23 protein-coding genes and 1 other RNA gene (1 of these 24 running past the window's edge) are annotated in these 26,709 nt (G+C 50.7%); 21 read left to right on the forward strand and 3 right to left on the reverse strand.

The annotated features are described in order from the left end of the window. Positions 1-4: 4 nt before the first annotated feature. Positions 5-1,996 carry a M1 family metallopeptidase gene (locus tag MKY59_RS00535; RefSeq protein ID WP_339278295.1) on the reverse strand — a complete coding sequence of 664 codons (1,992 nt, stop codon included), beginning with the start codon at positions 1,994-1,996 and terminating at the stop codon, positions 5-7. A 100-nt stretch (positions 1,997-2,096) separates the two neighbouring features. On the opposite strand from MKY59_RS00535, the gene MKY59_RS00540 reads away from it, so the two are divergent. Next, entirely contained in the window at positions 2,097-2,600 is a 504-nt protein-coding gene (locus MKY59_RS00540; protein ID WP_236421493.1) for a YwhD family protein, read from the forward strand. A 178-nt stretch (positions 2,601-2,778) separates the two neighbouring features. On the opposite strand, the gene MKY59_RS00545 is transcribed toward MKY59_RS00540, so the two are convergent. Next, the gene (locus MKY59_RS00545) at positions 2,779-4,857 is read right to left on the reverse strand and encodes a PBP1A family penicillin-binding protein (RefSeq protein ID WP_339275506.1); all 2,079 of its coding nucleotides are present in this window, start codon (positions 4,855-4,857) and stop codon (positions 2,779-2,781) included. A 409-nt stretch (positions 4,858-5,266) separates the two neighbouring features. On the opposite strand from MKY59_RS00545, the gene speE reads away from it, so the two are divergent. The 6 genes from speE to argS all read left to right on the forward strand — a co-directional run bounded on the left by speE (position 5,267) and on the right by argS (position 11,582). Next, on the forward strand, positions 5,267-6,094 hold the full coding sequence (gene speE, locus MKY59_RS00550) for a polyamine aminopropyltransferase (RefSeq protein ID WP_339275507.1): 828 nt from the start codon (positions 5,267-5,269) through the stop codon (positions 6,092-6,094). Between the two features lie 14 nt (positions 6,095-6,108). Continuing rightward, positions 6,109-6,978: an agmatinase gene (gene speB / locus MKY59_RS00555; RefSeq protein ID WP_236421496.1), complete on the forward strand. Its 870-nt coding sequence runs from the start codon at positions 6,109-6,111 to the stop codon at positions 6,976-6,978. Between the two features lie 415 nt (positions 6,979-7,393). Next, on the forward strand, positions 7,394-8,884 hold the full coding sequence (locus MKY59_RS00560) for an alpha-N-arabinofuranosidase (protein ID WP_339275508.1): 1,491 nt from the start codon (positions 7,394-7,396) through the stop codon (positions 8,882-8,884). 8 nt (positions 8,885-8,892) lie between these two features. Next, entirely contained in the window at positions 8,893-9,180 is a 288-nt protein-coding gene (locus MKY59_RS00565) for a DUF6171 family protein (protein ID WP_236421498.1), read from the forward strand. A gap of 300 nt (positions 9,181-9,480) precedes the next feature. Next, positions 9,481-9,906 carry a DUF1934 domain-containing protein gene (locus tag MKY59_RS00570; RefSeq protein WP_236421499.1) on the forward strand — a complete coding sequence of 142 codons (426 nt, stop codon included), beginning with the start codon at positions 9,481-9,483 and terminating at the stop codon, positions 9,904-9,906. Beyond that, a complete protein-coding gene (gene argS / locus MKY59_RS00575) occupies positions 9,903-11,582 on the forward strand; it encodes an arginine--tRNA ligase (RefSeq protein WP_236421500.1) in 1,680 nt (559 codons plus the stop codon). Before MKY59_RS00570 ends, argS begins: the two co-directional genes overlap by 4 nt. Positions 11,583-11,701: 119 nt before the next feature. Here the strand turns inward: argS and MKY59_RS00580 are convergent, their stop codons facing one another. Further along, entirely contained in the window at positions 11,702-12,856 is a 1,155-nt protein-coding gene (locus tag MKY59_RS00580) for a S8 family peptidase (RefSeq protein WP_339275509.1), read from the reverse strand. Between the two features lie 432 nt (positions 12,857-13,288). Here MKY59_RS00580 and rpoE point away from each other — a divergent pair, with 432 nt between their 5' ends. The 14 genes from rpoE to MKY59_RS00650 form a co-directional block, all read left to right on the forward strand. Next, positions 13,289-13,846 carry a DNA-directed RNA polymerase subunit delta gene (gene rpoE, locus MKY59_RS00585; protein WP_236421502.1) on the forward strand — a complete coding sequence of 186 codons (558 nt, stop codon included), beginning with the start codon at positions 13,289-13,291 and terminating at the stop codon, positions 13,844-13,846. Positions 13,847-14,328: 482 nt separating this feature from the next. Continuing rightward, positions 14,329-15,936 carry a CTP synthase gene (locus MKY59_RS00590; RefSeq protein ID WP_236421503.1) on the forward strand — a complete coding sequence of 536 codons (1,608 nt, stop codon included), beginning with the start codon at positions 14,329-14,331 and terminating at the stop codon, positions 15,934-15,936. A 370-nt stretch (positions 15,937-16,306) separates the two neighbouring features. Then, positions 16,307-16,693, forward strand: a complete 387-nt coding sequence (locus MKY59_RS00595) for a response regulator (RefSeq protein WP_290371514.1) — start codon at positions 16,307-16,309, stop codon at positions 16,691-16,693. 272 nt (positions 16,694-16,965) lie between these two features. After that, positions 16,966-17,820 (forward strand): class II fructose-1,6-bisphosphate aldolase, encoded by an 855-nt coding sequence (gene fba, locus MKY59_RS00600; protein WP_236421504.1) that lies wholly within the window; start codon positions 16,966-16,968, stop codon positions 17,818-17,820. Positions 17,821-17,969: 149 nt separating this feature from the next. Then, complete coding sequence (locus MKY59_RS00605; protein ID WP_236421505.1) at positions 17,970-19,223, forward strand: UDP-N-acetylglucosamine 1-carboxyvinyltransferase; 1,254 nt, start codon at positions 17,970-17,972, stop codon at positions 19,221-19,223. 515 nt (positions 19,224-19,738) lie between these two features. Further along, the gene (gene rho / locus MKY59_RS00610; RefSeq protein WP_236421506.1) at positions 19,739-21,064 is read left to right on the forward strand and encodes a transcription termination factor Rho; all 1,326 of its coding nucleotides are present in this window, start codon (positions 19,739-19,741) and stop codon (positions 21,062-21,064) included. A gap of 97 nt (positions 21,065-21,161) precedes the next feature. Then, positions 21,162-22,439 (forward strand): radical SAM protein, encoded by a 1,278-nt coding sequence (locus MKY59_RS00615; protein WP_339275510.1) that lies wholly within the window; start codon positions 21,162-21,164, stop codon positions 22,437-22,439. Positions 22,440-22,538: 99 nt separating this feature from the next. Continuing rightward, positions 22,539-22,736, forward strand: a complete 198-nt coding sequence (gene rpmE, locus MKY59_RS00620) for a 50S ribosomal protein L31 (protein WP_236421508.1) — start codon at positions 22,539-22,541, stop codon at positions 22,734-22,736. A gap of 163 nt (positions 22,737-22,899) precedes the next feature. Beyond that, positions 22,900-23,167: signal recognition particle sRNA large type (gene ffs / locus MKY59_RS00625), an RNA gene on the forward strand. A 171-nt stretch (positions 23,168-23,338) separates the two neighbouring features. After that, positions 23,339-25,096 carry a DNA polymerase III subunit gamma/tau gene (dnaX, locus tag MKY59_RS00630; RefSeq protein WP_236421509.1) on the forward strand — a complete coding sequence of 586 codons (1,758 nt, stop codon included), beginning with the start codon at positions 23,339-23,341 and terminating at the stop codon, positions 25,094-25,096. Positions 25,097-25,151: 55 nt separating this feature from the next. Continuing rightward, complete coding sequence (locus MKY59_RS00635; protein ID WP_236421510.1) at positions 25,152-25,463, forward strand: YbaB/EbfC family nucleoid-associated protein; 312 nt, start codon at positions 25,152-25,154, stop codon at positions 25,461-25,463. Between the two features lie 34 nt (positions 25,464-25,497). Then, positions 25,498-26,097: a recombination mediator RecR gene (gene recR, locus MKY59_RS00640; RefSeq protein ID WP_236421511.1), complete on the forward strand. Its 600-nt coding sequence runs from the start codon at positions 25,498-25,500 to the stop codon at positions 26,095-26,097. A 222-nt stretch (positions 26,098-26,319) separates the two neighbouring features. Next, positions 26,320-26,595, forward strand: a complete 276-nt coding sequence (locus MKY59_RS00645) for a DUF2508 family protein (protein ID WP_236421512.1) — start codon at positions 26,320-26,322, stop codon at positions 26,593-26,595. 36 nt (positions 26,596-26,631) lie between these two features. After that, positions 26,632-26,709 carry the beginning of a pro-sigmaK processing inhibitor BofA family protein gene (locus tag MKY59_RS00650; protein WP_236421513.1) on the forward strand. It continues 192 nt past the right edge of the window, so the window shows 78 of its 270 coding nt (coding positions 1-78); its start codon is at positions 26,632-26,634; its stop codon lies beyond the right edge, outside the window.

A 26,709-nucleotide genomic window follows, 5' to 3' on the forward strand; every position in this document is an offset into this window, starting at 1 on the left:
CACCTCACCATGTCAGACCTCCGAAAATGGCTTCTATTAGTTTGGTTGCGCCCAGGCTCCAGCGGAATTGGACGGGCTCATCCAGGCCGGCTTTTAAAAAATTGTTCATATGCCGGTTCTCCAGCACCATGCTGTACAGCGGGTCGGTCATGGCCCAGGAGACGGGAGAAGAATAAGTGAGACGGTAAGTAATCCGCTCTTCCCGTCCATCCCATTGCTTGTTCACGACGTGGCCGTCTTCAAACACGATCCGAACGGGCACGCCCTTGTAATCACTGCCTTTTTTCTGGACCGTGATAGACGATTCATACCAGGTGTTACCTTCCTTTTGCACGGGTTTCACCGAGATTTTTTCAACCGCGAAGTCGGCCATGCCGCTGCCGTATACGTACTGGTTGAAATATTCGGACCACGAGGCTCGCGTGACCTGTTCCACCACCCTCTGAAAATCCGTGGAGGAAGGATGTTTGAACCGGTACTTTTTGACGTAGGTCGAAAGAATGCGTTCCATCGTTTTGGCGCCGACCTGCTGTTCGATGCCGAGAAGCACGAGTTTGCCGCGCGTATACACGTTGGAGGCGTAGTCATTCTGCGAATCGAACTTCCACGACTCTTGCGTAAGCGGTGCAGGGGAGGTAATGAGACCAGCTTGTACAGGCAGGTTGGGAATAAGGCCGTATTCCAGTTCCATCACCTTATCCTCGGCATAGGAGGTGAAGCCCTCATCCAACCAAGCCTCCTCGAATTCGTTGCTTGCGACCATACCGTAAAAATACTGATGCCCAATCTCGTGCACAACGGTGCGTTCCAGATCATAACCCGGGGACGTATCGTCCGCGCCAAACGCTGTAACGAGCGTTGGATACTCCATGCCGCCGGCACCGTTACCGGCTTTCGGAGGAACCACGATGGATAATGTGGAGTAAGGGTAACGCCCGAACCATTTGCTGTAATTAGTCAATGCGGCTTTGGCTGCATAGAAATAACGTTCTTTCAAGTCCTCATGGGCAGGATCCAAATATAGCTTGATGCGCACGCCAGGCACGTTGGGTGCGGAGAAGGGCTCTTCGGCATAGACGAAGTCCGGTGAGGCGGCCCAGGCAAAATCATGCACGTCGTCGGCATAGAATTGATAGATTTTTTCTCCGTTTTTTACGACAGAGGGTCTGGTTGGGAAACCTGTGGCTGCCACCTTGTATTTCTCCGGTACCCGAATGCGTACGCTATAGATGCCAAAATCCGAATAAAATTCCGAGTTGCCGTGGTACTGGTGCAGGTTCCACCCTTCAACGGCACGGTCTCTACGGCCTGCAGGCTCGTAGACGCTCAGTTTGGGAAACCACTGGCCTGCCATGACGAAATTGCCCGCGGTGCCCATTCGGGTAAAGATTTGGGGGAGCTTGACCTCAAATCGGGTATGCAGCGTGATGGTTTCTCCGCCTTTGACCGGTTTAGGCAAACGAACCTTGATTAATGTACGATCCTTGATATTACCGTCGTCCGGTTGGACATACTGCATGCGATGCATTAGGGAGAGCCCGTCCTCCGTTTTCATCTCAGTGATCGTCATGGAACCGTAACCGTTCGCCGGCATGACGTCACCTCGCAGTTTTCCGCCCGATTCTTGCATGAATGTTGTGTTTTGGGAGGAAAAGGCGTTGGGGTACAGATGAAAGTAAAGCTCGTTGACCGTCTTTTTGCCCGGATGGGTCCAAGTGAGGGTCTGCGTTCCTTGAAGGACGTTATCATCCGCCAGCTTCACGTCGATGTGATATTCCACCACGCGATCACTGAGCACTTCTGCAGTGGGTGTCTGCACGCTCTCAGGGGAGTTCGGGAGCTGTGCGGGTGCCACAGGCTTGCCCGATTCCGGAGCGAACGCGGGCAATTCGGATATTGTGGCTTGGGGTTTACCCAGAATGAACCATGCCGCTCCGGCTAGAAGAAAAAGGACAAGACATGCAGTGAGCCGGATCTTGGCGCGTCGTGAAATCATCATTCAATACCTCCCGTTGACAAGCATCTAAAGCATGTATATGTTTGCAACCGGACGATTATTAGTTAAAATATTGGTATCAACCCTTGGAGGCTAGAACATGGATCAGAACGAGCAAAACGGCAAGAAACAGATTGCCTTGAATATCGTAAGTTCAAAAAGCAAACATAAAGGTTTTGGAGCAGGATCCATCGACCTGAACAACCTTTCCCCAGTCATCATCGACCAAGGGGAGGCCAAAATCGATATTGGTGCAATGCATGCCAAAAGCAAGGTGGAGCGAGGCATCAAATTTTCAACAAATCGGGAAGACGTACCGAACGGACGCCAGGTTTGGCTGGTATGGGTAGCCGTGGATCGCAACGAGAACGGGCAGCTGTATGGTGGAGCTACCGCGTGCGAGATGTGGATCGATACAGAGGCAAAACGAGGCTGGAAATTGCTTGCAGATCACGTCAATCGTATGGACTACGCACTGAAACGCCGCATTATGCTGGATGAGCTTGGACCCGCGGAACGTGCGGCGCTCAAGAATTTGCTGATTTCCCACAATGAAGATTGGTGGAACGCTTCCCCGGATGAGTTGAAAGAAGCGTTGGCATAACAACGAAGCATTGGCGTAACTGCCGCTTGCATCATCAGGGTTTAACCTGATTGAACGAACGTCAAAAGAGCCCTGCAGCCTGATTCATTCGGCTTGCAGGGCTTTTGCGTTATGCCGCATTGGCTGCAGCGGTATTATTCGTCATTTGGATAATTCGGAAAGGGTGGGGTCAATAGCGCTATTCCACCCACCAGCGTTTAAAGTCCTTCCACCAGGAATGCTTTTCCTCCTGCAGCGCTTGTTCGCTCTGTTGATCAGGCTTACTGTGGTCTGCAGCATCTTTAGGATCCGAATCGGCACCCCGGCATACATCGGTTGGTTCCGTTCCCGCCATAAACACTTCGAGCCGCTTCTCTGCGCAACCGTTGCCTGCCAATTGTCCGGTTTCCGGATTGATGTACACGCTCACGACGTTATCCGGTACCGGGAATATTTTGGGCGGCACGCTCGCCAGCGCCTGTTCGGTAAATTGGGCAAAGATGGGGGCAGCCCGTCTTCCGTCCGAGGTGGTTATGGATTTTCCTTGATCATAACCCACCCATACGGCAGTGGACAGCTCGGGCGTGAAGCCGACAAGCCAGGCATCGGTGTTGGTTGTGCCGGTTTTGCCTGCCACGGGGCGCTTCATCGTTGCCGATACCCGGTTGCCGGTTCCGCCACTCTCGAACACACTCTCCATTAAACGTGTCAGAACATACGCTGCAGAGGGCTCAACGACCGTTTCTGCCTTGGTTTGCGGCGCTTCATACAGCACTCTTCCGGCTGCATCCGTTATCTGGAGAATTGCGACGGGCGGGGTACGCTGCCCGCCTGCGGCGATAACGGAAAACGCCGAGGCCATCTCGAGCGGGCTGACTGGCGAAGTCCCGAGCGCAAGGGAAGGCACCGGGCTGAGGTTGCTTGTAATCCCCAACGTATGAGCCATGTCCACGACCTTTTCCGGTCCGATCTTCATGATCGTATTGACCGCATAGATATTGTCCGAAGCTGCTATGGCTTGCCTCAAATCAATTTCGCCCAAATACTTGTCTCCAAAATTGCCGGGCTTATAGGTTTTGCGGTCGTTATCATAATGAAACAAGGTAGGTTCACTATTAAAGATGGAGGCACTCGTGAGCTGTTTGGACTCCAGTGCCGCCAAATACATGATCGGTTTGAAAGCCGAGCCTGGCTGGCGGGTCGTTGCCAGCACATGATTGATCTGGCTGGTGCGATAATTTTTGCCGCCGACCATCGCTTTGATATACCCGGTTCGCGGGTCAATGGAAATCAGGGCCGTTTCCAGCTCGCTTTTGGGATCCATGCCTTTAGCTACAGCGTCCTCGGCTGCTTTTTGCATGCGCAGGTCAAGGGTGGTATAGATATTCAGTCCTCCATGGTCCAGCATGGCTTCACTGATGCCCAGCTCGTTGATCGCCAGGCTGCGGATATAGTCACGGAAATAAGGTGCCTGCTCCACCGTTTTGCGCTCGCTTTCCGGCTTGAAGGAGAGTATTTCCTCATAGGCCTTATCCGCCTCGGATTGCGTGATTTTTCCGGTTTCCGCCATGGAATTCAGTACGATGCGCTGGCGGTCTTTGGCGTTTTTCATATGATTATATGGAGAGTAATAGGTCGGACCCTTCGGGATGCCGGCGAGCATGGCGCTTTCCGCCAAGTCGAGCTGATTGGCCGATTTGCCGAAATACATTCTTGCGGCTGATTCGATTCCATACGCTCCATGACCGTAATAAATCTCGTTTAGATACATCTGCAGAATTTCATTCTTGCTGTACTTCATCTCCAATTGAGCGGTATAGATGGCTTCCTTGGCTTTTCGGGTCCACGTCTTTTCATGGGACAGATACAGGTTGCGTGCAAGCTGCTGGGTGAGCGTGCTGGCCCCCTGGGACATTTGCATATGCTGCAGATTGACCAATACGGCCCGTCCCAGTCCGCGAATGTCGAAACCGTGGTGGTCATAAAACTTGCGGTCTTCAACAGCCAACGTCGCGTTGATCAGGTCAGGAGAAATGGCATCAAGCTGCACGGGAACCGAATCTTTGCCTCCGGCAGAAAACGTGGCGATGACCTCGCCCTGGCTGTCCAGCAGCCTTGAATTCCGGTCAGAATCGGCTAAAGGCAGACTGGTTGCATATAAATAGACAAGTCCCGCAGCTGCAGCGATGAGGCTGAGCATGAGGAGCAGGGACAGGCCTTTGATCCACTTCCATAGGCGGAACCCGCGTTTGCGGGCCTTCTGGGCAGGTTGTTTCATGGGACGGGCTCCTTTCTTTTATTTCCAGTATGGGATTCTGTTGTAAGGTATATTCAGTTTAGCCGGAGTCCTTGTAAATTGTAGCATTTTCACGGAAAAAAACCGTTTTGCAGATGAAACATCTATCGCGTATAATGCAAAAGGGTAATGAAAAGGTACTGTTCAGCACAACATACAGAAGGCACGATCCATTGATCGGTATAACGCTGTGTAGTTTGGTTGAATGGTACGATACGGCTTATCATCTGATCCGGTTTGTCTCCTGTCGTAAATGAAATGAGTGCGGACTTCCCGCTGGCCTCAGCGAGTTCCGTTGCCAAGGCCGAATTGTTGGACGAGTTCGGATGTTCCTGATGGCGAAGCTTTCGGGACGCCCTGAGCATCAACTATACGGAAAGAAGGTAGGATCATGGAATTGTGGTTTACGGAGAAGCAGACTCCCACATTCGGGATCACTGCGAAGATCAAACAGACCTATGTTCATGAGCAAACGGAATTTCAGGATTTGGCGATGATTGAGACAGAAGAGTTCGGCAACATGCTGGTGTTGGACGGAATGGTGATGACCACGGTAAAAGATGAGTTCGTGTACCATGAAATGGCGGCTCATCCTGCCCTGAATACACATCCGAAACCGAAAAGGGTTCTGGTCGTGGGAGGCGGCGACGGCGGCGTGATTCGTGAGGTCATCAAGCATGATGCCGTAGAAAAAGCCGTTTTGGTTGAAATCGACGGCAAAGTCATCGAGTATTCCAAAACATATTTGCCCGAAATAGCCGGCAAACTGAACGAGCCTAACGTTGAAGTGCTCGTGAATGACGGCTATATGCACATTATTGAACATAAAGACGAATACGATGTCATCATCGTTGATTCGACGGAACCCGTAGGTCCTGCGGCGCCTTTGTTTGAACGCGGTTTCTACCAAGGCATATACGAAGCGTTGAAGGAAGACGGCATCTTTGTGGCCCAGACAGATAACCCCTGGTTCAAGGCGGATCTGATCCAAAAGGTCAACAAGGATGTTAAAGAGATTTTCCCGATCGTGCGCGTATACGGGTGCAATATTCCGACATACCCGAGCGGCCTTTGGACGTTCACGATGGGCAGCAAGACGCATGACCCGCTCAGCGTCGACGAGACTCGAATTCCCGAATTGGATACCAGGTATTATTCCTCGCGATTGCATAAGGCAGCCTTTGTGCTCCCCAAATTCGTGGAGGACCTGACGAAATAAGGAGGACATTATTCATGAAATTGGATCAAGCCTATTCCGGCAACGTATTTATTTGCAGCTCCGAAGATTACGAAAACTCCAAAGCGGTGATTTACGGCATGCCGATGGACTATACCGTCAGCTTCCGTCCCGGCTCTCGTTTCGGCCCGTCCCATATCCGCCAGGCATCGGTTGGTCTGGAAGAGTACAGCCCATACCTGGATAAAAGCATTGTGGATATGACGTACTTTGATGCAGGCGATCTGCTTCTGCCTTTCGGCAATGCCGGACGCAGCCTTGACGTCATTAGCGAATACATCGGCGGCCTGCTGGCGGATGACAAATTTCCGATCGGTCTTGGCGGGGAACATCTCGTCACTTGGCCAGTTATTCAGCAAATGCACAAAAAGTATCCGGACCTGATCCTGATTCATATCGATGCGCATGCTGACCTGCGCGAGCAATACGAAGGCGAACCGCTGTCCCACTCTACGCCGGTACGCAAAGCTGCCGAGCTGATGGGCGGCAAAAACATTTATCAATTCGGTATTCGTTCCGGTTCCCGCGAAGAGTTCCAATATGGCCGCGAAAACATCAACTTTTATCCGTTCGAAGTAGCCGCCCCGCTGAAGGAAGCTCTGCCAAGCATGGGCAACCGTCCGGTATACGTGACGATCGACATCGACGTGCTTGACCCGTCGGCTGCGCCAGGCACAGGTACCGCCGAAGCGGGAGGCATTACGTCCAAAGAGCTGCTTGAAGCGGTACACTTGATTGCAGGTTCCGGCGTGAACGTTGTGGGCTGCGACCTGGTCGAGGTGGCTCCGATCTACGATCCGACGCAACAGACGCAAATCGTTGCAGCAAAACTGATTCGCGAAATGCTGCTTGGATTCGTGAAGTAACCGAGAATAACGACGTCCTTTCTCTTCGTCAGGTTATGGCCTGCGTGGAAGGGGACGTTTTTTTTATGGCCGTATGGTTTGTTGTAACGAGCGCTGATACCTTTGCCATGGATCAGACACGGACGGTGGAACGATGTGGAAGCAGCGGTTGTCCTGGGATCGAACCACTACGATATACGCTCTGACTTTTGGCTAAACACGAAATGGATATGAATTAATAATTTTGTTATTTCATATATCGAACCACAATTTGAAGGTACAGTGTGATTTGCAGCCCCGTTGGTGTTTCCGAGAGGATCTTCCTTGCTGTGATAAGCTGGAAAGTCTTTTTTTGTACGGTGATAATAACGGTTGAAACCTATGCCAAAAAATAGTATTGTAAGCGATAACAATATAATTTGGGGAGGTAGGAATTATGGTTGATGTTATTTTAAATTCAAATTCCGATAAAGGATTAATAAATCGCAATATTTATGGTCACTTTTCGGAGCACTTGGGACGGTGCATCTATGAGGGATTATGGGTGGGGGAGGACTCGCCCATTCCGAATACGGACGGCATTCGCAATGACGTGTTGACAGCGCTGCAGAAGCTGAATATTCCGGTACTGCGGTGGCCGGGCGGATGCTTCGCCGATGAATATCACTGGAAAGATGGCGTCGGCCCCAAAAGCGAACGCGCGCGCATGATCAACAACAACTGGGGCGGGGTGGAAGAAAACAACCATTTTGGCACGCATGAATTCCTCCGTTTGTGCGAATTGCTCGGCACAGAGCCTTACATTAGCGGGAATCTGGGGAGCGGAACCGTTCAAGAAATGCAGCAATGGGTCGAATACATCACGTTTGACGGCGAATCCCCGATGGCGAACTGGCGCAAATCCAACGGGCGTGAAAAGCCCTGGAAGCTGACCTATTTCGGGGTGGGGAACGAAAACTGGGGCTGCGGCGGAAACATGAGACCCGAGTATTACGCCGATGAATATCGCCGTTACTCCACATATGTGCGCAATTATTCCGACAACCGCATTTTCAAAATCGCCTGCGGTCCCAATGAGGACAACTATGAATGGACGGAAGTGCTGATGCGCGAAGCAGCACGTTTCATGGACGGATTAAGTCTGCACTATTACACGCTCCCGACAGGGAACTGGCAGGATAAAGGGGAAGCGACCGGATTTGACGAAGCAGCCTGGTTCCGCACTTTGAAACGCACACTTCATATGGAAGAATTGATCGTGAAGCATTCGGAGATTATGGACAAATACGATCCGGAGAACAAGGTTGCGCTGATCATCGATGAGTGGGGGACGTGGTACAACGTGGAGCCGGGAACCAACCCGGGTTTCCTGTACCAGCAAAACACGATGCGGGATGCGCTTGTGGCGGGAATTAACCTGAACTTGTTCAACAATTACAATAAACGGGTGCAAATGGCCAATTTGGCGCAGATCGTCAATGTGCTGCAAGCTCTTGTGCTGACCGAGGGCGAACGTATGCTGCTTACTCCGACGTATCACGTCTTTGACATGTATCAGGTGCATATGGACGCGCAGCGATTGGAATTGAACTATGAGAGTCCGGCATACACTTTCGGGGATGAGACCATTCCTCAGCTTAGCTTGTCCGCGTCCCGCAATACGGAGGGAGTCGTTCATGTAACGGCGTGCAATCTGAGCCACACGGATGAATTGGAAGTGGTTTGCCGTCTGGACTCCTTCCAAACTTCCGATGCGGCATCGGTATCGGGGCGAATCCTCCACCATGACGACTTCGGGGCATACAATACATTTGAAGAACCGAACCGGGTTCAATTGGCGGATTGGAGCGATCTATCGCTAGAAAACAACGAATTGCGCTTCACGCTCCCTCCCGCATCCGTCGGCGTGATTGCGTTGAAGGCATGACGGCGCCAATGTCCCAAACGGATGAACGCACGAATCGGCAGGGACGCTGTAAAGGATGCAGCGAGGAGCACGGCGTGCAGATCAGCGAGGCCAAACTGGCCAAACTCGTGGAGCTGGCTTCTCGGGCTCGCGCGGTTGTGACGGATGAGCGATACGCTAATCGGCTATCCATCTGTTCAAGTTGTCCGGGTTTGCAGTACGGGACCACCTGCCGTTACTGCGGCTGCATTGTTCATGTGCGCGCCAAACTGGCCGATTCGGTCTGTCCGTACCCTTATGAGCCGAGATGGAATTGAACGCTTGCGAATAATGAACGAATTTTGATGGAGCTGTACACAATAAGTGCAGCTCTTTTTTGTCGCGGCTGGGCAAAAACTCTGAATTTGGATTTGAATTGAACGGTTGAACTGGATATAGTTATACAGTAGAGATTTTGAATGTATGGGAATCGAATGAGACATACGCAAAGAAATGCGCGGGAGGCCGAGCGTTTTCCGTATACTGAATGCGTATAGCGGTCGTGACGGGGGATGGGTTGTTCTCACCAGCCGCCCCGCTTTGTGCCGTCTTCGAATATATTGGAGGTTGTAACATTCATGTCGAACATGCGACCGGTTCGGATCCGGCTGCACAGCCGTTATGATGGTGAAAATGTAGTGCAGGATCTTCAGGGGGAAGCGACGCTAAAAGGAAAGGCATTATACGTGCGTTACGTAGAGCCTGAAGCGGGCCCGCAGGGCGGCATCACCCGCACGACCCTGAAGCTCAGTGCACAATCCATCAAGATCATGCGCCACGGCGAGGTGGAGTCGGAGCAGACGTTTGAGCTTGGGCGCAAGCTGCCCGGGTTTTATCGTTCGCCTTACATGTCGTTTGCGCTGTCCACGCACACCCGGAAAATGGAGCTTTCCATGGACGGGTTAAATGCAAAAGCGGCGTGGAGCTACGAATTTTACCGATTTGATGAAGCATCCGGACATTTTGCGATTAGTTTGCATATACAGGAGGAACCAATTTCATGACACGTAATCCACTCGATACGATTAACGAACGGGTAAGCACGGCTGTTGGCAATGCCATCGTGGCTGCAGGCATTGTTTCGCAGGAAGAGCTGCCTGTCATCACGCTTGAAGTGCCACGCGACAAAGCACACGGCGATCTGGCTACGAATGCTGCGATGCAGCTGACCAAAATTGCGAAGCGCAATCCTCGCCAAATTGCGGAAGAGATCATAAACCATCTGAATCTGGCGGAAGCCGGCATCGAAAAGGCCGACATTGCCGGACCAGGTTTCATCAACTTCAAGCTCGACAAGAGTTATCTGTACCCTGTGCTGGCGCTCGTGCAAGAGCAAGGCGAAAATTATGGCCGCATCAATGCGGGTGAAGGCCGCAAGGTCCAAGTGGAGTTTGTCAGCGCCAATCCGACAGGAAGCCTGCATTTGGGACATGCTCGCGGTGCGGCTGTCGGCGATGCGCTGTGCAACGTTCTCGATTTTGCGGGATATCAGGTTACCCGCGAGTACTATATTAACGATGCCGGCAACCAGGTATTCAACCTGGCTCGTTCCATCGAAGCCCGTTATTTGCAGGAGCTCGGCCAGGATGCCGAAATGCCGGAAGACGGATACCATGGAGAGGACATTATCGGTTTCGCGAAGGAACTCGTGGCGGAGAAGGGCGAAGAGCTGTTGTCCATGAGCCCTGGGGACCGTGCGGCGTATTTCCGCGACTATGGCCTGGAAAAGGAATTGGACAAAATCAAGCGTGACTTGGGACGCTTCCGCGTGCCATTCGACAATTGGTTCAGCGAAACATCGCTTTACGACAACGGTGAGGTGCTGCGCGTTCTTGACGAGCTGCGCGATCGCAACGAAATTTACGAGCAAGACGGGGCGACTTGGCTGAAAACGATGCAATACGGCGACGACAAAGAGCGTGTATTGATTAAAAACGACGGAACGTATACCTACCTCACGCCGGACATTGCCTATCACCGCGACAAGTATGCTCGTGGTTACGATATCATGATCAACATTTGGGGAGCGGACCATCATGGTTACATTCCGCGGATGAAAGCGGCCATGCAGGCACTCGGAAACGATCCTGCCAAATTGGTCGTGTTGATCGCACAAATGGTCAGCTTGTTCCAGAACGGCGAGAAAGTGAAGATGTCAAAACGTACGGGCAAAGCGGTAACGATGGAGGACTTGATGGACGAAGTCGGCGTGGATGCCATCCGTTATTTCTTCACGATGCGCAGCATGGACTCCCATCTGGATTTCGACATGGACCTCGCCATTTCTACCTCGAATGAGAATCCGGTGTTTTACGTGCAGTATGCGCATGCTCGCGTATGTAGCGTATTCCGCCAAGCGGAAGAGCAGGGCATTCAATTGCTGCCGATCTCCGAGATCGACCTTTCGAAGTTGAACACGGAGCATGAGTATGATTTGCTGCGCAAAATCGGGGAACTTCCAGAGGAAATCGCTGCTGCGGCAGCCGGTTATGCCCCTCATCGCATGATTCGATACGTGTATGAGCTGGCATCCCTGTTCCACAGTTATTATCGCGCTGAACGCGTCATCACCGAAGACGCTGCTCAAACCCAGGCGCGTCTGGCGCTGATTGGTGCCGTTCGTACCGTGATCGCGACAACGCTCCGTCTGGTCGGCGTGTCCGCACCGGACAAAATGTAATTACATGACAGGCGCTCTGGCGCGCCTGCGCTGAGAAGCCTCCATGCATGCTGCGGGTTACGCCTGGTCTCATGTATGGAGGCTTCTTTTTCCTGCCTGCGCGGGCAGACCGTTCCGCCCTACTCACGTTTCTCCTGCATCAGCTTGAGAGCATCGATCTCTCCGCCTCGAACTTTGGGCTTGGCGGTCGATGGTTTGCGGGCTCGCAACGGCACGGTTGCGCGTTTGACCAACGTTTTGATTTCGCCCGGCGACAAGCCGGGGTACTTGGCGAGCAGCAGGGCAATGGCTCCGCTGACATGAGAGGTGGCCATGGATGTGCCGCTCATCTCATGATGTTTTCCGTGGACCCAGGAGGAGACGATTTTGTCGCCTGGAGCATAAACATCCACGTAGGTGCCGCGATTGCTGAATGGCGCAATGCGCCGATTTTTGTCGGTGGCCCCAACGGATATTGTCTGCGGATAACGTGCCGGATAATCGATGCTGCGTCGTTTCCCGTCATTTCCTGACGATGCAACGATAACGATTCCAGCCTGGTAAGCGCGATTGACCACGTCGAGCAGGGCTTTGCTGCGCGTTTTCATGCCGAAGCTCATATTGATGATGTCGACCCGGTTGCGCACGCACCAATCAATGCCAAGGACGATATCGGATACGTATGCGGAACCGTTATGGTCGAATGCCTTTACGGGATAGATCAGGGAACGCGGGGCAACGCCGATCATGCCTGCCGTGCTGTTGGCTGCGGCGATGGTTCCTGCAATGTGGGTCCCGTGACCGTTGTCGTCGTGCGGAAGCAGGCTTCGATTGAGGAGATTGATCCCTTGGGCGAGTGAGTAGCGCAAATCGGGATGGTGGAAGTCTGCCCCGGTATCAATCACGCCGATTTTGACCCGATGTCCGGTGGAAACAGACCAAACCTTGGGTGCCCGAATCTGCTTGACGCCCCAAGGGATGCCTTGAACGCTGCTTGGTTTGTTGTAAAGGGCTGCGGTATGGATCGTGACTTTCTGATCCTTCTCCACGGTCAGATCATTTCCGAAACGAACCAATTCCTCAGGGCATGGCAGTGGAGCGATAATGGAACGGGCCAACCGGGAAGAGCGAACGGTTCCCAGGCCGGCGATCTCGTTTCGCATCCGGGATAATTGCATCAGACAAGCTTCATATTGCCCGGGTCTGGCGAACCGAATCAGATACCGTTCACTCTGCTCTGGTTCAAGGCGTTGCATTCCTTCCGCCAAATGATGCAATAAGCCGGTATAGTCCATATTGGGAGCCCCCTTCGGGATGAACATGCTGAAGTATTCTATGAATGCGTTCATCCCGGCGCATGGGGAACTTGCCCTTTTTTTGCGAAAACCCACTCCCTCCGTGTCAAAACGGGGACAGAAACATATGATGGATAGAGGGTTGGAGGGCTCTTGCGGGGACCCAGGGCGAGGAACAATCCTTTAAGGGCATACAGTCAGAAAGGCGGAGGAAACTCCGTCTTTTTCCCATTTGATTTATTTTCCGAAAAAAGGCGTGTAGGGTGCGGGGGACCTGGCGTTTGACAATATAAAAAATGGCTGGATAAAAACTTGCTTTTTGACGCTAAATAGGTTTTACTTAGGTTTGTTAATGGATATGTTATGCGTAACGGTCCATCTTGCAGGGATATAACGTGTTTGCGAATTATGTGTGAGAGGAAGTGTCAGTCAGTGAGTACCTCACTCAATTTGAAAATTGATAAAGAAAAAGTTAAGGAAATTCCTTTGGTCGATCTTGCGTTCATGGTACTTAAAGCGGCCAACACGCCGTACTACTACCTTGATTTGATGAACGAGGTTGCGAAACAACGCGGCATGACGGATGAAGAGATCAACGAATATATTGCCCAGCTGTACACCGAAATCAATATCGATGGTCGATTTGCATGTGTAGGTACAAGTCTCTGGGGGCTGAAGCGTTGGTATCCGGTTGGCGGGAACGAAGATGCCGTTTCGGGGACCAATCGTCCACGCATCATTAATGATGACGACGATGACCTGGAAGACGAGGACTTCGGCGAAGAGGAAGACAACTACAACGTGGATGATGACTTCAACGATTCCAACGATGATCAGGATGAGGATGAAGACGACGATATCTTTGACGAAGACGACAGCGACGAAGAAGTCTTGGTTGAAGACGACGACCTCGAAGAAGAAGACATTGAGGATGAAGAAGAAGAAGAGTTTGACGACGAAGAGGATTACAACGACGAAAAGGATCGCTAATCATCCGGCGTCAATATTTTGCCCTTTTTTCCCGGGAGAGTCAGCCTTGACACAGACTTGGGTAACGGGTAAACTATTGCATGGGCTTATGAATGAGCGATTGTATATTTATGATTTTTATAAAAAGTGCCCCGTCCTGCGGGAGTGCTTTTTTTTTGTGTTTTTAAGGCTGAATTCGTTAAAAAGTATTCTTTTTCCATGCTCCCGGCCAACGAATCTTGGTCCATTTAGGTTATAAAAAAACCTTGTGCGCAAAGTTATTCTTGGAATGCATTGCCGCTCTGGACGAGGGTAGGCTTTACGGAAAAACGGTACGTTGACTTCGCCTGAAAACTTTATGCAACTGGCTTCGTGAAGGAGAGCGGCTTGCAGGTCGTGGCATTTGTTGCCAACTCCTTTTGACGATGATTACCTGGGAAACGGGTTACGATAACACCATATATCGCCTGAATTTTCGTACTTATATTAGGAGGGTTAAGAAAGTGACAAAGTATATTTTCGTGACGGGCGGCGTTGTGTCCTCCCTGGGCAAAGGGATTACGGCAGCTTCGCTGGGCAGATTGCTGAAAAATCGTGGGTTGAAGGTGACCATTCAAAAATTTGATCCGTACATCAACATCGACCCGGGTACCATGAGTCCGTATCAGCATGGTGAAGTGTTCGTAACCGATGACGGCGCGGAAACAGACCTGGATTTGGGTCATTACGAGCGCTTCATCGATATTAACCTTTCCAAAAACAGCAACGTCACGACTGGTAAAGTATACTCCTCCGTCATCAGCAAAGAGCGGCGCGGGGAATATCTGGGCGGCACGGTGCAAGTCATTCCGCATATCACGAACGAGATTAAAGAACGCGTATTCCGCGCAGGCCGCGAAGCGGGCTCGGATGTTGTTATCACGGAAATCGGCGGAACCGTCGGCGATATCGAGAGCTTGCCTTTCCTGGAAGCAATCCGTCAAATCAAGAGCGACGTGGGCCGCGACAATGTCATGTATATCCACGTAACGCTGATTCCTTATATCAAGGCTGCGGGAGAAGTGAAAACAAAGCCGACACAGCATAGCGTAAAAGAACTGCGCAGCATCGGCATTCAGCCGAACGTCATCGTTTGCCGCACAGAATATGAACTGTCCACAGACATGAAAGCCAAAATCGCCTTGTTCTGCGATATTGATGCCAACGCCGTTGTGGAATGCCGCGACGCCAGCACGTTGTATGAAGTTCCGCTGAACCTGCGCGAAGAAGGTTTGGACGAAATTGTCGTGAACCATCTGAAATTGACCACTCCTGCACCGGATATGAGCGAGTGGGAAGGATTGGTTGAGCGGATCAGCAAGCTGGAGCGTACGGTTGAAATCGCGATCGTGGGTAAATACGTGGCGCTTCACGATGCGTATTTGAGCGTTGTGGAATCCTTGTCCCATGCAGGTTTTGCGGCCAATGCGGACGTGAAGCTTCGCTGGATTCAATCCGAGGACGTGACCGAAGAGAACGTGGACGAGTTGCTGGGCGGCGTAGGCGGCATTCTGGTGCCCGGCGGCTTTGGCGATCGCGGAATCGAGGGCAAGGTAACGGCGATTCGATATGCACGCGAGAAACAAATTCCGTTCTTCGGTATCTGTCTTGGCATGCAGGTTTCCGTGATCGAGTATGCACGTTCGATCGTGGGCATGAACGGCGCGAACAGCTCCGAGATCAACCCTACCACCGAATTCCCAGTGATCGACCTGCTGCCTGAGCAGAAGGATATCGAAAACTTGGGTGGAACGATGCGCCTCGGGCTGTATCCGTGCAAGCTGCAGGAAGGTTCCCTGGCTGCGGCATGCTACGACGACGAATTGGTATACGAGAGACACCGCCATCGGTACGAGTTCAACAACGAGTATCGCGAAGAGATTGAAAAGGCAGGTCTGGTCATCTCCGGTACGTCCCCTGACGGGCGTTTGGTGGAAATCGTTGAGCTTCCGAACCATCCTTGGTTCCTGGCGGTTCAATTCCATCCGGAGTTCACGTCCCGTCCGAACCGTCCGCAGCCGTTGTTCCGCGAGTTTGTGAAAGCGTCCTTGCTAAACGCTGAAAGCAAATAAGCCATAGCGATTCATCTATAAATGTGAAATCCGACAAAGGGTCGGATGCAGCGAAATGGAATCTCCCGCACACTGAAGTGAATTCAGTCGTGCGGGAGATTTTTTTGAGTCAGATAAACGTTTGATTTATATATGTACGTATAAAATTTGGAGTTAGTGCATGAAGAAAAACAATTCCGGTTCGTTTAACAAAGGTTAATTGAGGTAGAGGCAGTACCTGGGGGGGCGGGGTTACTTTTCTACAGCCCAAGATTTTTCCATCAGGCAGGATTTCGTTGCACGAAGTAGAATACTTATCATGTCGACTATGGGATAGTTATCCAGTTCTCGATTGCGTACATGCTTTTCCTAATTGTAGGAGGTTTAATCCGTGGAAAACAAAAAAGTCTTAATTGTTGATGACCAAAATGGGATTCGAATTCTGTTAATGGAAGTGTTCAGCAGCGAGGGATATAACACCTTTCAGGCACCGAACGGCAAAGTCGCTTTGGAGATTGTCAAAAATGACAAACCTGATCTGGTGTTGCTTGATATGAAGATTCCGGGCATGGACGGGCTGGAGATTTTAAAACACATCAAGGAGATCGATTCGAGCATCAAGGTGATTATGATGACTGCTTACGGGGAATTGGATATGATCAAGGAAGCGACCGATCTGGGGGCATTGATGCATTTTACGAAACCGTTTGACATTGATGAAATGCGGGTGGCGGTCAATATGCAGCTCCGCAGCGATACGGCTGGTAAATGCAGTTGAGTCCTGTGTCCAGCAGGATTTTTTTGTCATGCTTTCGGTTGTTGGAGGCGGCTTGATACAGGCAGGTCGTAAAAGGGGTATTGCGAACAGATGGCAGGGGAATATTGGATATGGGGAGCCCGTTATGCGTTGTCTATGAAAACTGTGCTGCATAGCACAGCATTTTTGCAAATGCTTGTTTAGTATTTGACACGGGATGTGGTATAATAAGCCCGTATGTGATTCGGCTAAAAACCATAGACACAACCCAAACCCCTAGGAGGATTGAAACCATGCCATTAGTTTCTATGACAAACATGTTGAACAAAGCACTCGAAGGAAAGTATGCTGTTGGTCAATACAACATCAACAACCTGGAGTGGACGCAAGCGATTCTCGCAGCTGCAGAAGAAGAAAAATCTCCTGTAATTCTCGGTGTATCCGAAGGTGCAGCGCGTCACATGGGCGGCTTCTACACTGTAGTGAAAATGGTAGAAGGACTCATTCACGATATGAAAATCACGGTTGAAGTTGCTATTCATCTGGACCACGGTTCCAGCTTTGATAAATGTAAAGAAGCAATCGATGCCGGCTTCACTTCCGTTATGATCGATGGTTCCCATCACCCAATCGACGAAAACATCGAAATGACGAAAAAAGTCGTTGAATATGCACACGCTAAAGGCGTTTCCGTTGAAGCTGAAGTAGGTACTGTGGGCGGACAAGAAGATGACGTAATCGGCGGCATCCAATATGCTGACCTGAACGAATGTATCCGTATCGTCAAAGAAACAGGCATCGACACTTTGGCTCCGGCTCTGGGTTCCGTTCACGGTCCATACCAAGGCGAACCAAACCTGGGCTTCAAAGAGATGGAAGAAATCTGTAATGCTGTTAAACTGCCGCTCGTTCTGCATGGCGGTACTGGTATCCCTAAACATGATATCGACAAAGCGATTTCCTTGGGTACTTCCAAAATCAACGTAAACACTGAAAACCAAATTGCATTCACTAAAGCGGTTCGCGAAGTGCTTGCAGCGAAGCCGGATGCTTACGATCCGCGCAAATACATCGTTCCAGGTCGCGACGCGATCAAAGCAACGGTTATTGGCAAAATCCGTGAGTTTGGTTCCAACAACAAAGCTTAATTTGCTTTTTTGCAGCTCCATATGGGTACAAGTGGAAAGAACACCGCCTAGCCGGTGTCTTTCCATTTTAACGCCCGTTTCACACCGAAAGCCGTCAGCATGAATTGCCGTTCATCGGCCGCAAAACACGTAGGGGGACTTTAAGCTTTATGGAAAAATTGATGATTAGTGGCGGACGCCCGTTGCAGGGGACTGTGACTATTAGTGGCGCCAAGAACAGCGCCATTGCGCTTATTCCTGCAGCATTGCTTGCCGAGTCGGAAGTCGTGCTGGACAACCTGCCGCTTTTGAGCGATGTGGCAGTTTATGCGGAAATTTTGGAGGAACTTGGGGCACGTGTATCTTGGGAAGGCAATCAGATGAAGATCGATCCTTCCGATATTAAATCCATCCCCATGCCTAACGGTCCCGTGAAAAAGCTTCGAGCTTCTTATTATATGATGGGAGCGCTGCTTGGGCGTTTTAAAGAGGCAACCATCGGTTTGCCTGGAGGCTGTAATTTCGAGCCTCGTCCGATTGATCAACATATCAAAGGTTTTGAAGCGTTGGGAGCGACTGTGACCAACGAGCATGGCTCCATCCATCTGCACGCCAAAGAACTGCGCGGTGCAAAGATTTACCTCGACGTAAGCAGTGTTGGCGCAACCATTAACATTATGTTGGCAGCCACTCGTGCCAAAGGTTCCACAATTATTGAAAATGCGGCCAAAGAGCCTGAGATTATAGATGTAGCAACACTTTTGAATTCCATGGGTGCCAGCATAAAAGGCGCTGGAACCGAGACGATTCGCATAGAAGGCGTTCCATCCCTGAGAGGGTGCCGCCATTCCATTATTCCCGACCGCATTCAGGCAGGAACCTATATGATTGCTGCTGCAGCAACGCGTGGGGACGTACTGATCGATAATGTTATTCCCAAACATTTGGAGGCTTTAACGGCCAAATTGCTGGAAATGGGTGTGAGCATCGAGGAAATGGATGAGAGCATTCGTGTCATCGGGCGCCCGTCCTATAGTCATGTTGACGTGAAGGCGTTGGTGTACCCCGGTTTTCCGACGGATCTGCAATCTCCAATGACAAGTGTGCTTACCCAAGCCAGCGGCGTAAGCGTGCTTAGCGATTTCGTTTACAGCAATCGCTTCAAGCATGTTCCCGAGCTGGTTCGTATGGGAGCCAAAATTCGAGTGGAGGGACGTTCGGCCATTATTGAAGGCGGGGAACTGAACGCTGCCAAGGTCAAGGCGGCCGACCTCCGCGCCGGAGCTGCTCTGGTTATCGCTGGACTTACCGTTAAGGAAGGTGTAACCGAGGTGACGGGCGTAGAGTTGATTGATCGGGGTTACGATCACCTTGTAACCAATCTGCGGATGTTGGGCGCTGACGTATGGCGTGAAACGATTTGATTCGACTCCTGATTGGCAAGGGAAACAGCCTGCTCAATGTCGGCATGTCTCTTTTTGTGATGGAATCTTGTCGACAAAGTGTTTTTTCTCGTTTAACTGCATATCTTTTAGACAACTGGGTTAACCTATACTAATAGAGTTCTCAGTCTCTCCGGAGTAAGTGGATATGGTTTGGTCTCCTTATCCGGAGGGTCTTTTTTTGAGCTGAACTTCAGTTTGCTCATTCCAACAGCTTGTATTCCATTCCCCGTACCCCGGTTTGTTTGAACTTCACTTCATCGCTGGTCACCCGGATCAATCGCCTCATGAATTTGTTCACTCACTACCGACAGCGGAATCTTGAATACCCCGCTCGGAAAACTTACATTCTAGGACAACGATTTGCAATATAACGGTTACATTCCGTACAATGGACAGAAGAGAGTGCAGCAGGAGAGAGTGCTGGGCTCGCTTGCCGGAATATCAAGAAAAACTATCCATTTCACGGACTTATTAATTGAATAGGTGGTTATTATATGGATCTACAGATCTCCGATTTGGAAGAAATGAAGCTTACGGATCTTTACAAACTGGCCAAAAAATATCAAATTCCATACTACGGCCAACTTAAAAAGAAGGAACTGATTTTTGCGATTTTGCGCGCACAGGCGGAACAGAGCGGATTAATGTTCATGGAAGGCGTGCTGGAGATTCTCCCGGAAGGTTACGGGTTCCTTAGACCGATCAATTACCTGCCGAGCACAGAAGACATCTATATCTCCGCTTCGCAGATTCGCAAGTTTGACCTGAGAACCGGCGATCTTGTATCCGGAAAATGCAGAACGCCCAAGGAAAACGAACGTTATTTCGGATTGCTGCAAGTGAACGCCGTCAATGGCGAGAACCCCTCGGCTGCTGCGGAAAGACTTCATTTCCCGGCGCTAACCCCATTGTATCCGCAAAAAAAGCTGGTTCTCGAAACATCCCCCAACCATTTGTCTACCCGAATCATGGATTTGCTAGCGCCAGTAGGTCTGGGACAGCGCGGATTGATCGTGGCACCTCCCAAAGCGGGTAAAACACTTCTGCTCAAAGAGATCGCGAATAGCATTTCAACCAATAATCCCGACATTGAACTCTTTGTGCTATTGATTGACGAACGCCCGGAGGAAGTGACGGATATGTCCCGTTCTGTCAAAGGTGAGGTTGTGGCTTCTACGTTTGACGAATTGCCGGAGAACCATATCAAGGTTGCGGAATTGGTGCTTGAACGGGCCCTGCGCTTGGTTGAGGCGAAAAAGGATGTGGTTATCCTTTTGGACAGTATCACGCGTCTAGCGCGTGCGTACAACCTGGTTATTCCGCCTTCCGGACGAACGCTTTCCGGTGGTATCGACCCCGCTGCATTCCATCGTCCGAAGCGTTTCTTCGGTTCAGCGCGGAATGTGGAGGAGGGCGGCAGCTTGACCATTCTGGCTACGGCCCTCATCGATACCGGTTCGCGTATGGATGACATCATTTATGAAGAATTTAAAGGTACGGGGAACATGGAGCTGCATCTGGATCGCCGTTTGGCGGAACGCCGCATTTTCCCGGCCATCGACATTCGCAGATCGGGAACGCGCCGCGAAGAAGTGCTGCTGACCAAAGAAGAACTCGATACAATCTGGTCGATCCGCAAAAACATGAACGACTCTCATGATTTTGTTGAAAGCTTCCTGAAAAAGTTGCGCAATAGTAAAACGAACACCGAGTTTTTGGCCGCTTTCGATACGGCGGGAAGCAGCCCGACGAGCAACTCGGGAACGACGACAACTCGCCGGTCTACAAGACAGGCCGCAACCTCTGCGACAACAACCTAGTTTTGCCAGCCATCAGCATTGGCCCGGCTGCGGGCCATCTTTCTTCGGACGTTGACCCCGACGCGAGGATTAACCCATTAGATGTAAGGAGAACATCATGTATTTAGTGTACGCAGATGAACAAGGTAATGTTTTTGATCATCCTTCGTTGTTCGGGCTCGCCCGCAGCGGAGATATGATCGTGGAAATTATGGAGGACGAGTTGATTCCGTTGCCCGAGGGCGCGACGCTTGTGGGATTGCCAAGCACTCGTCCGATCGGGATGGATCCGGAGACTGGAGAAATGCTGCCGTTGCCGAAGGACACCCAGGCCGTAGGCGCGCTTCTGCCACAAGGCTTTACGCGTCTCTGTCTGCCTGGTTATGTGAAGACGGATAAGGAATACAAGCTGCCGCTGTTTGGATATTCGGCGGTTGTATGGAAAGAAGATGGTTTCTACGTGACGGCCCGGATGTCCGACCAGCCGGACCAGTGGAATCCGCTGAACTGTGATCGCGATGATGTACGAAGCGGCGTGAAGCGCCTGACCGAGAAGTATCCCGAAAACCGGCTGTATACGCATTTGTCCAATTGTGCCCTCGGTTATGAGTGTCTGACATCATCCAATACGTTTTTGAATCGTTGGGAAGGTGGGGTACCTGTTTCGTATTCCTGTAATGCGGGTTGTTTCGGGTGTATTTCCGAGCAGCCGGATGACAGCGGTTTTGTATCCCCTCAGACACGCATGAATTTCCGCCCGCGCGTGGAAGAAATCGTTGAGGTCATGCTGGAACATCTCAAGACGCCGGAATCGATCATCAGTTTTGGACAGGGGTGTGAGGGAGAGCCTTCCACTCAAGCCAAATTGATCATTGAGGCGATTCGCGAGGTTCGATCCATTACGGATATGGGCTACATTAACATCAACACCAATGCTGGTTTGAGCGACCATATCCGCGGCATTGTTGATGCCGGGCTTGATTTGATGCGAGTAAGCACGATCAGTGCGCTGGATGATCATTATAATGCATATTACAAACCGCGCGGGTACACGCTGGCCAATGTGGAAAAATCGCTAAAATATGCGTCTGACCAAGGAGTGTATACGTCGATTAACTATCTCATCTTCCCGGGAGTAACAGACCGCGAGGAAGAGATTGAGGCGATGATCGAATTCGCCCGCAGAACAAATCTGCGCCTGATCCAGATGCGTAACCTGAACATTGATCCTGAAAGTTACCTGGAACTGATCCCGCCCGCTCAAGGAGATATCCTTGGCATGAAACAGGCGCTTGAGATCTTTGAACAGGAGCTTCCGGACGTCGTCATCGGATCTTATACGCATGTTCCGCCGGTGGGCATGGCGCGGCCGAAGCGGTTGATTACCCCCTTGTAATAACAATTGCAAGTCGGAATGTCCCGTGTTATAATCGTCAAAGTTGTTTCATTTACTCTGGGTCCGCTTGAGGCTCAGGGCGGAAAGAGGTGAAAGGAAATGAAAGCAGCAATTCATCCTAAATACACTGTAGTAAACGTAACTTGCGCTTGCGGTAACACTTTTGAAGCAGGCTCTGTTAAAGACGAACTGCGTGTAGAGATTTGCTCCGCGTGCCATCCGCACTTCACTGGTAAACAGAAGTTTATCGATGCAGGCGGCCGTGTGGATCGTTTCAAGAAAAAATACGGCATCTAATTCAGCCATTCGTTATGAACGGTCTGAGCATTGCTTTGCAAAACACCTCTGCCCTAGCGGCAGGGGTTTTTTTGTTGTAATGGCTTGTGTGCACGAGAGATGGTGACACTTCCCATTGCAGATTGGTTGCATTTTCGATGAGGTTACGCTATACTATTTCTTACCGTGCTAGATGGGGAGGTAGCGGTGCCCTGTTACTCGCAATCCGCTATAGCGAGGTTGAATTCCTGTTAGAGGTATTGTCGATGTGAGGTTTGGTCCCTGAATGGGGCGTTGACGGTTGGGTCCTTCGCAATGAGTACTCATGAACCTGGTCAGGTCCGGAAGGAAGCAGCCATAAGTGAGACCACTCTTGTGCCGAAGGGTTGCCTAGCCTGAGCTTTCGTTCAGGGGTGCCACTTGGATCGCAATTATCAATAACAGGTGCACGGCTTACGATGATATTTCAGAGATCTTTGCAGATATGACATGCAGAGGTCTTTTTATTTTACCAAAAAAGGATGCGAGATTGAGTCAGATGGAGTTTGGATTCACCCCGGAATATAGTATAATGGGGGAACGACAAGAGACTCGAATGCGAAGTGGAAGGAAGGTAACGCATCATGGAGCATATCGCGTTATATCGGGCGTGGCGCCCCCAGTCGTTTCAGGATATGGTGGGACAACAGCATATTATTCAGACCCTGCAGAACGCGATTCGTGAGCAGCGGACTTCCCATGCTTATTTGTTTAGTGGGCCCCGGGGAACCGGTAAAACGAGTGCCGCCAAAATTATGGCGAAGGCTGTAAACTGCGAACGCGGCCCTGCGCCCGAGCCTTGCAACGAGTGCGAGGCCTGCCGCAGAATTACTTCCGGCTCAGTTATGGACGTGCAGGAGATTGATGCTGCGTCCAACCGCGGCGTTGAGGAAATTCGCGATCTGAGGGAGAAGGTTAAATATGCTCCGACCGAGGTTCGCCAGAAGGTCTATATTATTGATGAAGTGCACATGTTGACGACAGAAGCTTTCAATGCTTTGTTGAAAACATTGGAGGAGCCGCCTCCGCATGTGATGTTTATTTTGGCTACAACCGAGCCGCATCGCCTTCCTGCGACGATCATATCGCGTTGTCAGCGATTCGATTTTCGCAGGGTGTCGCTGGATGAGCAGACTGACCGGCTTGAGCTGATCTGTGAACAGGAAGGCATGCAAGCCGACAGGGATGCCCTCCAGTATATTGCTCGACTTTCTGATGGCGGGATGAGGGATGCACTTAGCGTGCTCGACCAGATCTCTTCCTTCACCGACGGCAAGGTGACTTATCAGAAGGTTATGGATATGACCGGCGGAATTCCCTCGGAACAGTTTGCCAAACTTGCAGCTTCTTTGCTCAAGGGCGATGTCGGTCATATTTTACAGATGATCGAGGGCTTCATGCATGAGGGTAAAAGTGCCGATAAATGCATGGAGAACCTGCTGTATTATTTCCGCGACTTGCTTATGATCAAAATGGTACCGGATGCCGACAAGCTGACGGATCGCGTGCTTCACCCGGAGTCGTTCCGGGAAATGGCCGAAGCCTTTACCAAAGGGCAACTGTTTCAGATGATTGATACGCTTAACCGCTATCAGAGCGAGATGAAGTACGCTGTTCAACCGCAAACGTTATTCGAGGTGGCTTTGTTGAAGCTGTGCAGCATTCCTGGTCAACAAGGGTCGGATGGCGAAGCGGCGGCGGGCGTTTCTGCGCAATCTGCTTCCATGCCTGGCGATCATGGGGAAATCCAGCGTTTGAAACAGCAGGTATCGGAGCTTGAGAAGAAACTTGATCGAGCGCTTAAAGCCGGGTTGAGTGGAGGCGAGGCTGCTTCTAGTGGTCCTTCGCGTCCTGCGACGCGTGCTCCTGTGTCCAGAGGCAACGCACCTGCCAAACTTCCGTCGCATCTGGATCAGTATGTGGCACGGAAAGGGTCGCCGGAATTTGCGGATGTCAGCAAGCGTTGGGGGCAAATATTGCAGCGAGTGAAGGAAGAAAAGGTTACCGTTCATGCCTGGTTTATGGATGGCGAGCCGGTGTCAGTGCTGGAAGACAACGTTCTGGTTGCGTTTAAAAACAACATTCACCGGGAAACGACCGAGAAACAGGCGAATCGCGAAGTGATTGAACGGGTGCTTGCGGAACAAATAGGACGTCCGATGCGTCTCGTAACCATGATGCTGAAGGATTGGAATGGCGTCATAGAGGGAGCTGTTGAGTCCCCGAAGGAGGAATTTAAGCTCGAACCCGAACATGAGGATGGAGGCTCGGGAGGCAAGCAGCCGTGGATTGACGAGGCTATTCAGCTCTTTGGGGAAGACTTGGTCATTATTAAGGAATAATGTCGCAATGTCTTGTTGTCAATGCAATATCATTTTATTAAGGAGATGATTACAGATGAATAACATGAACCAAATGATGAAGCAAGTGAAGAAAATGCAGGAACAAATGCTGAAAGCGCAGGAAGAACTGGGCGACAAAACGGTTCAAGGTACTTCCGGAGGCGGCGTGGTTACGGCAGAAGTGAACGGACACAAAAAATTGCTCTCTGTTACGATCAAACCTGAAGCGGTAGATCCGGACGACGTCGAAATGCTGCAAGATCTCGTGATGACGGCTGTGAACGATGCACTGAGCAAAGCTGACGAACTTGCCAACCAGGATATGGGCAAATTCACTGGCGGCATGAAAATTCCGGGATTGTTTTAATTGAAATTGATCCTGCCAAAGGAGACTCGCGCGATTGTATTATCCCGAACCGATATCGAAGCTGATTGATGCCTTTACCCGATTGCCGGGGATTGGCCCCAAAACGGCTGCTCGATTAGCATTTCATGTGTTGAACATGAAGGAAGACGATGTTATTGATTTTGCTAAAGCGTTGGTCAGTGTGAAGCGCAATCTTCACTACTGTTCCGTGTGTTGCAATATTACGGATACAGATCCGTGCCGGATATGCCAGGACAAATCCAGGGATGGATCGGTCATCTGTGTGGTTCAGGATTCCAAGGATCTCGTGGCCATGGAGCGGACGAAGGAATTTGACGGATATTATCATGTGCTGCAGGGGGCCATATCGCCGATGGAGGGGGTTGGGCCTGACGACATTCGGTTAAAGGAACTTTTGGTCCGTCTTAGCGATGAACGGGTCAAGGAGCTTATACTGGCTACGAACCCGAACATTGAAGGAGAAGCGACGGCGATGTATATTTCCCGTCTTGTTCGCCCGTTCGAGATCACCGTCACCCGTATAGCTCATGGGTTACCTGTGGGGGGAGACCTGGAATACGCGGACGAGGTTACACTGTCCAAGGCGTTGGAAGGAAGAAGAGAGATTCGGTAAGCCCCCCTTGGTTGCTTTAGCTTGGGGTTAATCCGGGTTTGAAGGCGTTTCACAAGGAATAACAGCCCTGTGTCTGATTATGGGGGTGGAGAGAGCCGCAAGGCTCTCTTTTTTGTTTAGTAAAATATTAGAAAGGGTCATTAAGAATGCTCAAATCGGTTCTAAGTTTGTCCATCTGCTGATATGTATGAATGTATCAAGGTAGATCAGGAGGAGAGGCTTATGAGATGGTTTGGGAAAAAGGGTTCAACCGGCGAGAAACATGAATATCTCAAAAGAGAAGAAGAGGCGGCAAGGATCTATCTGGATATTGAACGGGCTAAAGCGGAATGGGAACGTGCGGTAAGACAGTTCGAGGAAGCGCAGGGGGAAGATGAGATTGATTATGCGATCTTTGTTCTTGAGGCTGCGGAGCGGAAATACCAGATCCACTTAAAGAGGGCTAAACAAGCCGGGGTCAATGGACCTTTAAGAGTGGATAGGGAAATGAGCGTCTGAATAAATCAGGATTTAATCCGGATGGGGGGGATTTGTATGAAGACGATGATATTGGGCAGCATATTGGTGTTATCGCTGCTTGCGCTCTTCGTTATTTTATTAAAGAAGAAATTA

Origin of the sequence: Paenibacillus sp. FSL W8-0426 (genome assembly GCF_037969725.1) — a bacterium.
GTDB lineage: Bacteria > Bacillota > Bacilli > Paenibacillales > Paenibacillaceae > Paenibacillus > Paenibacillus hubeiensis.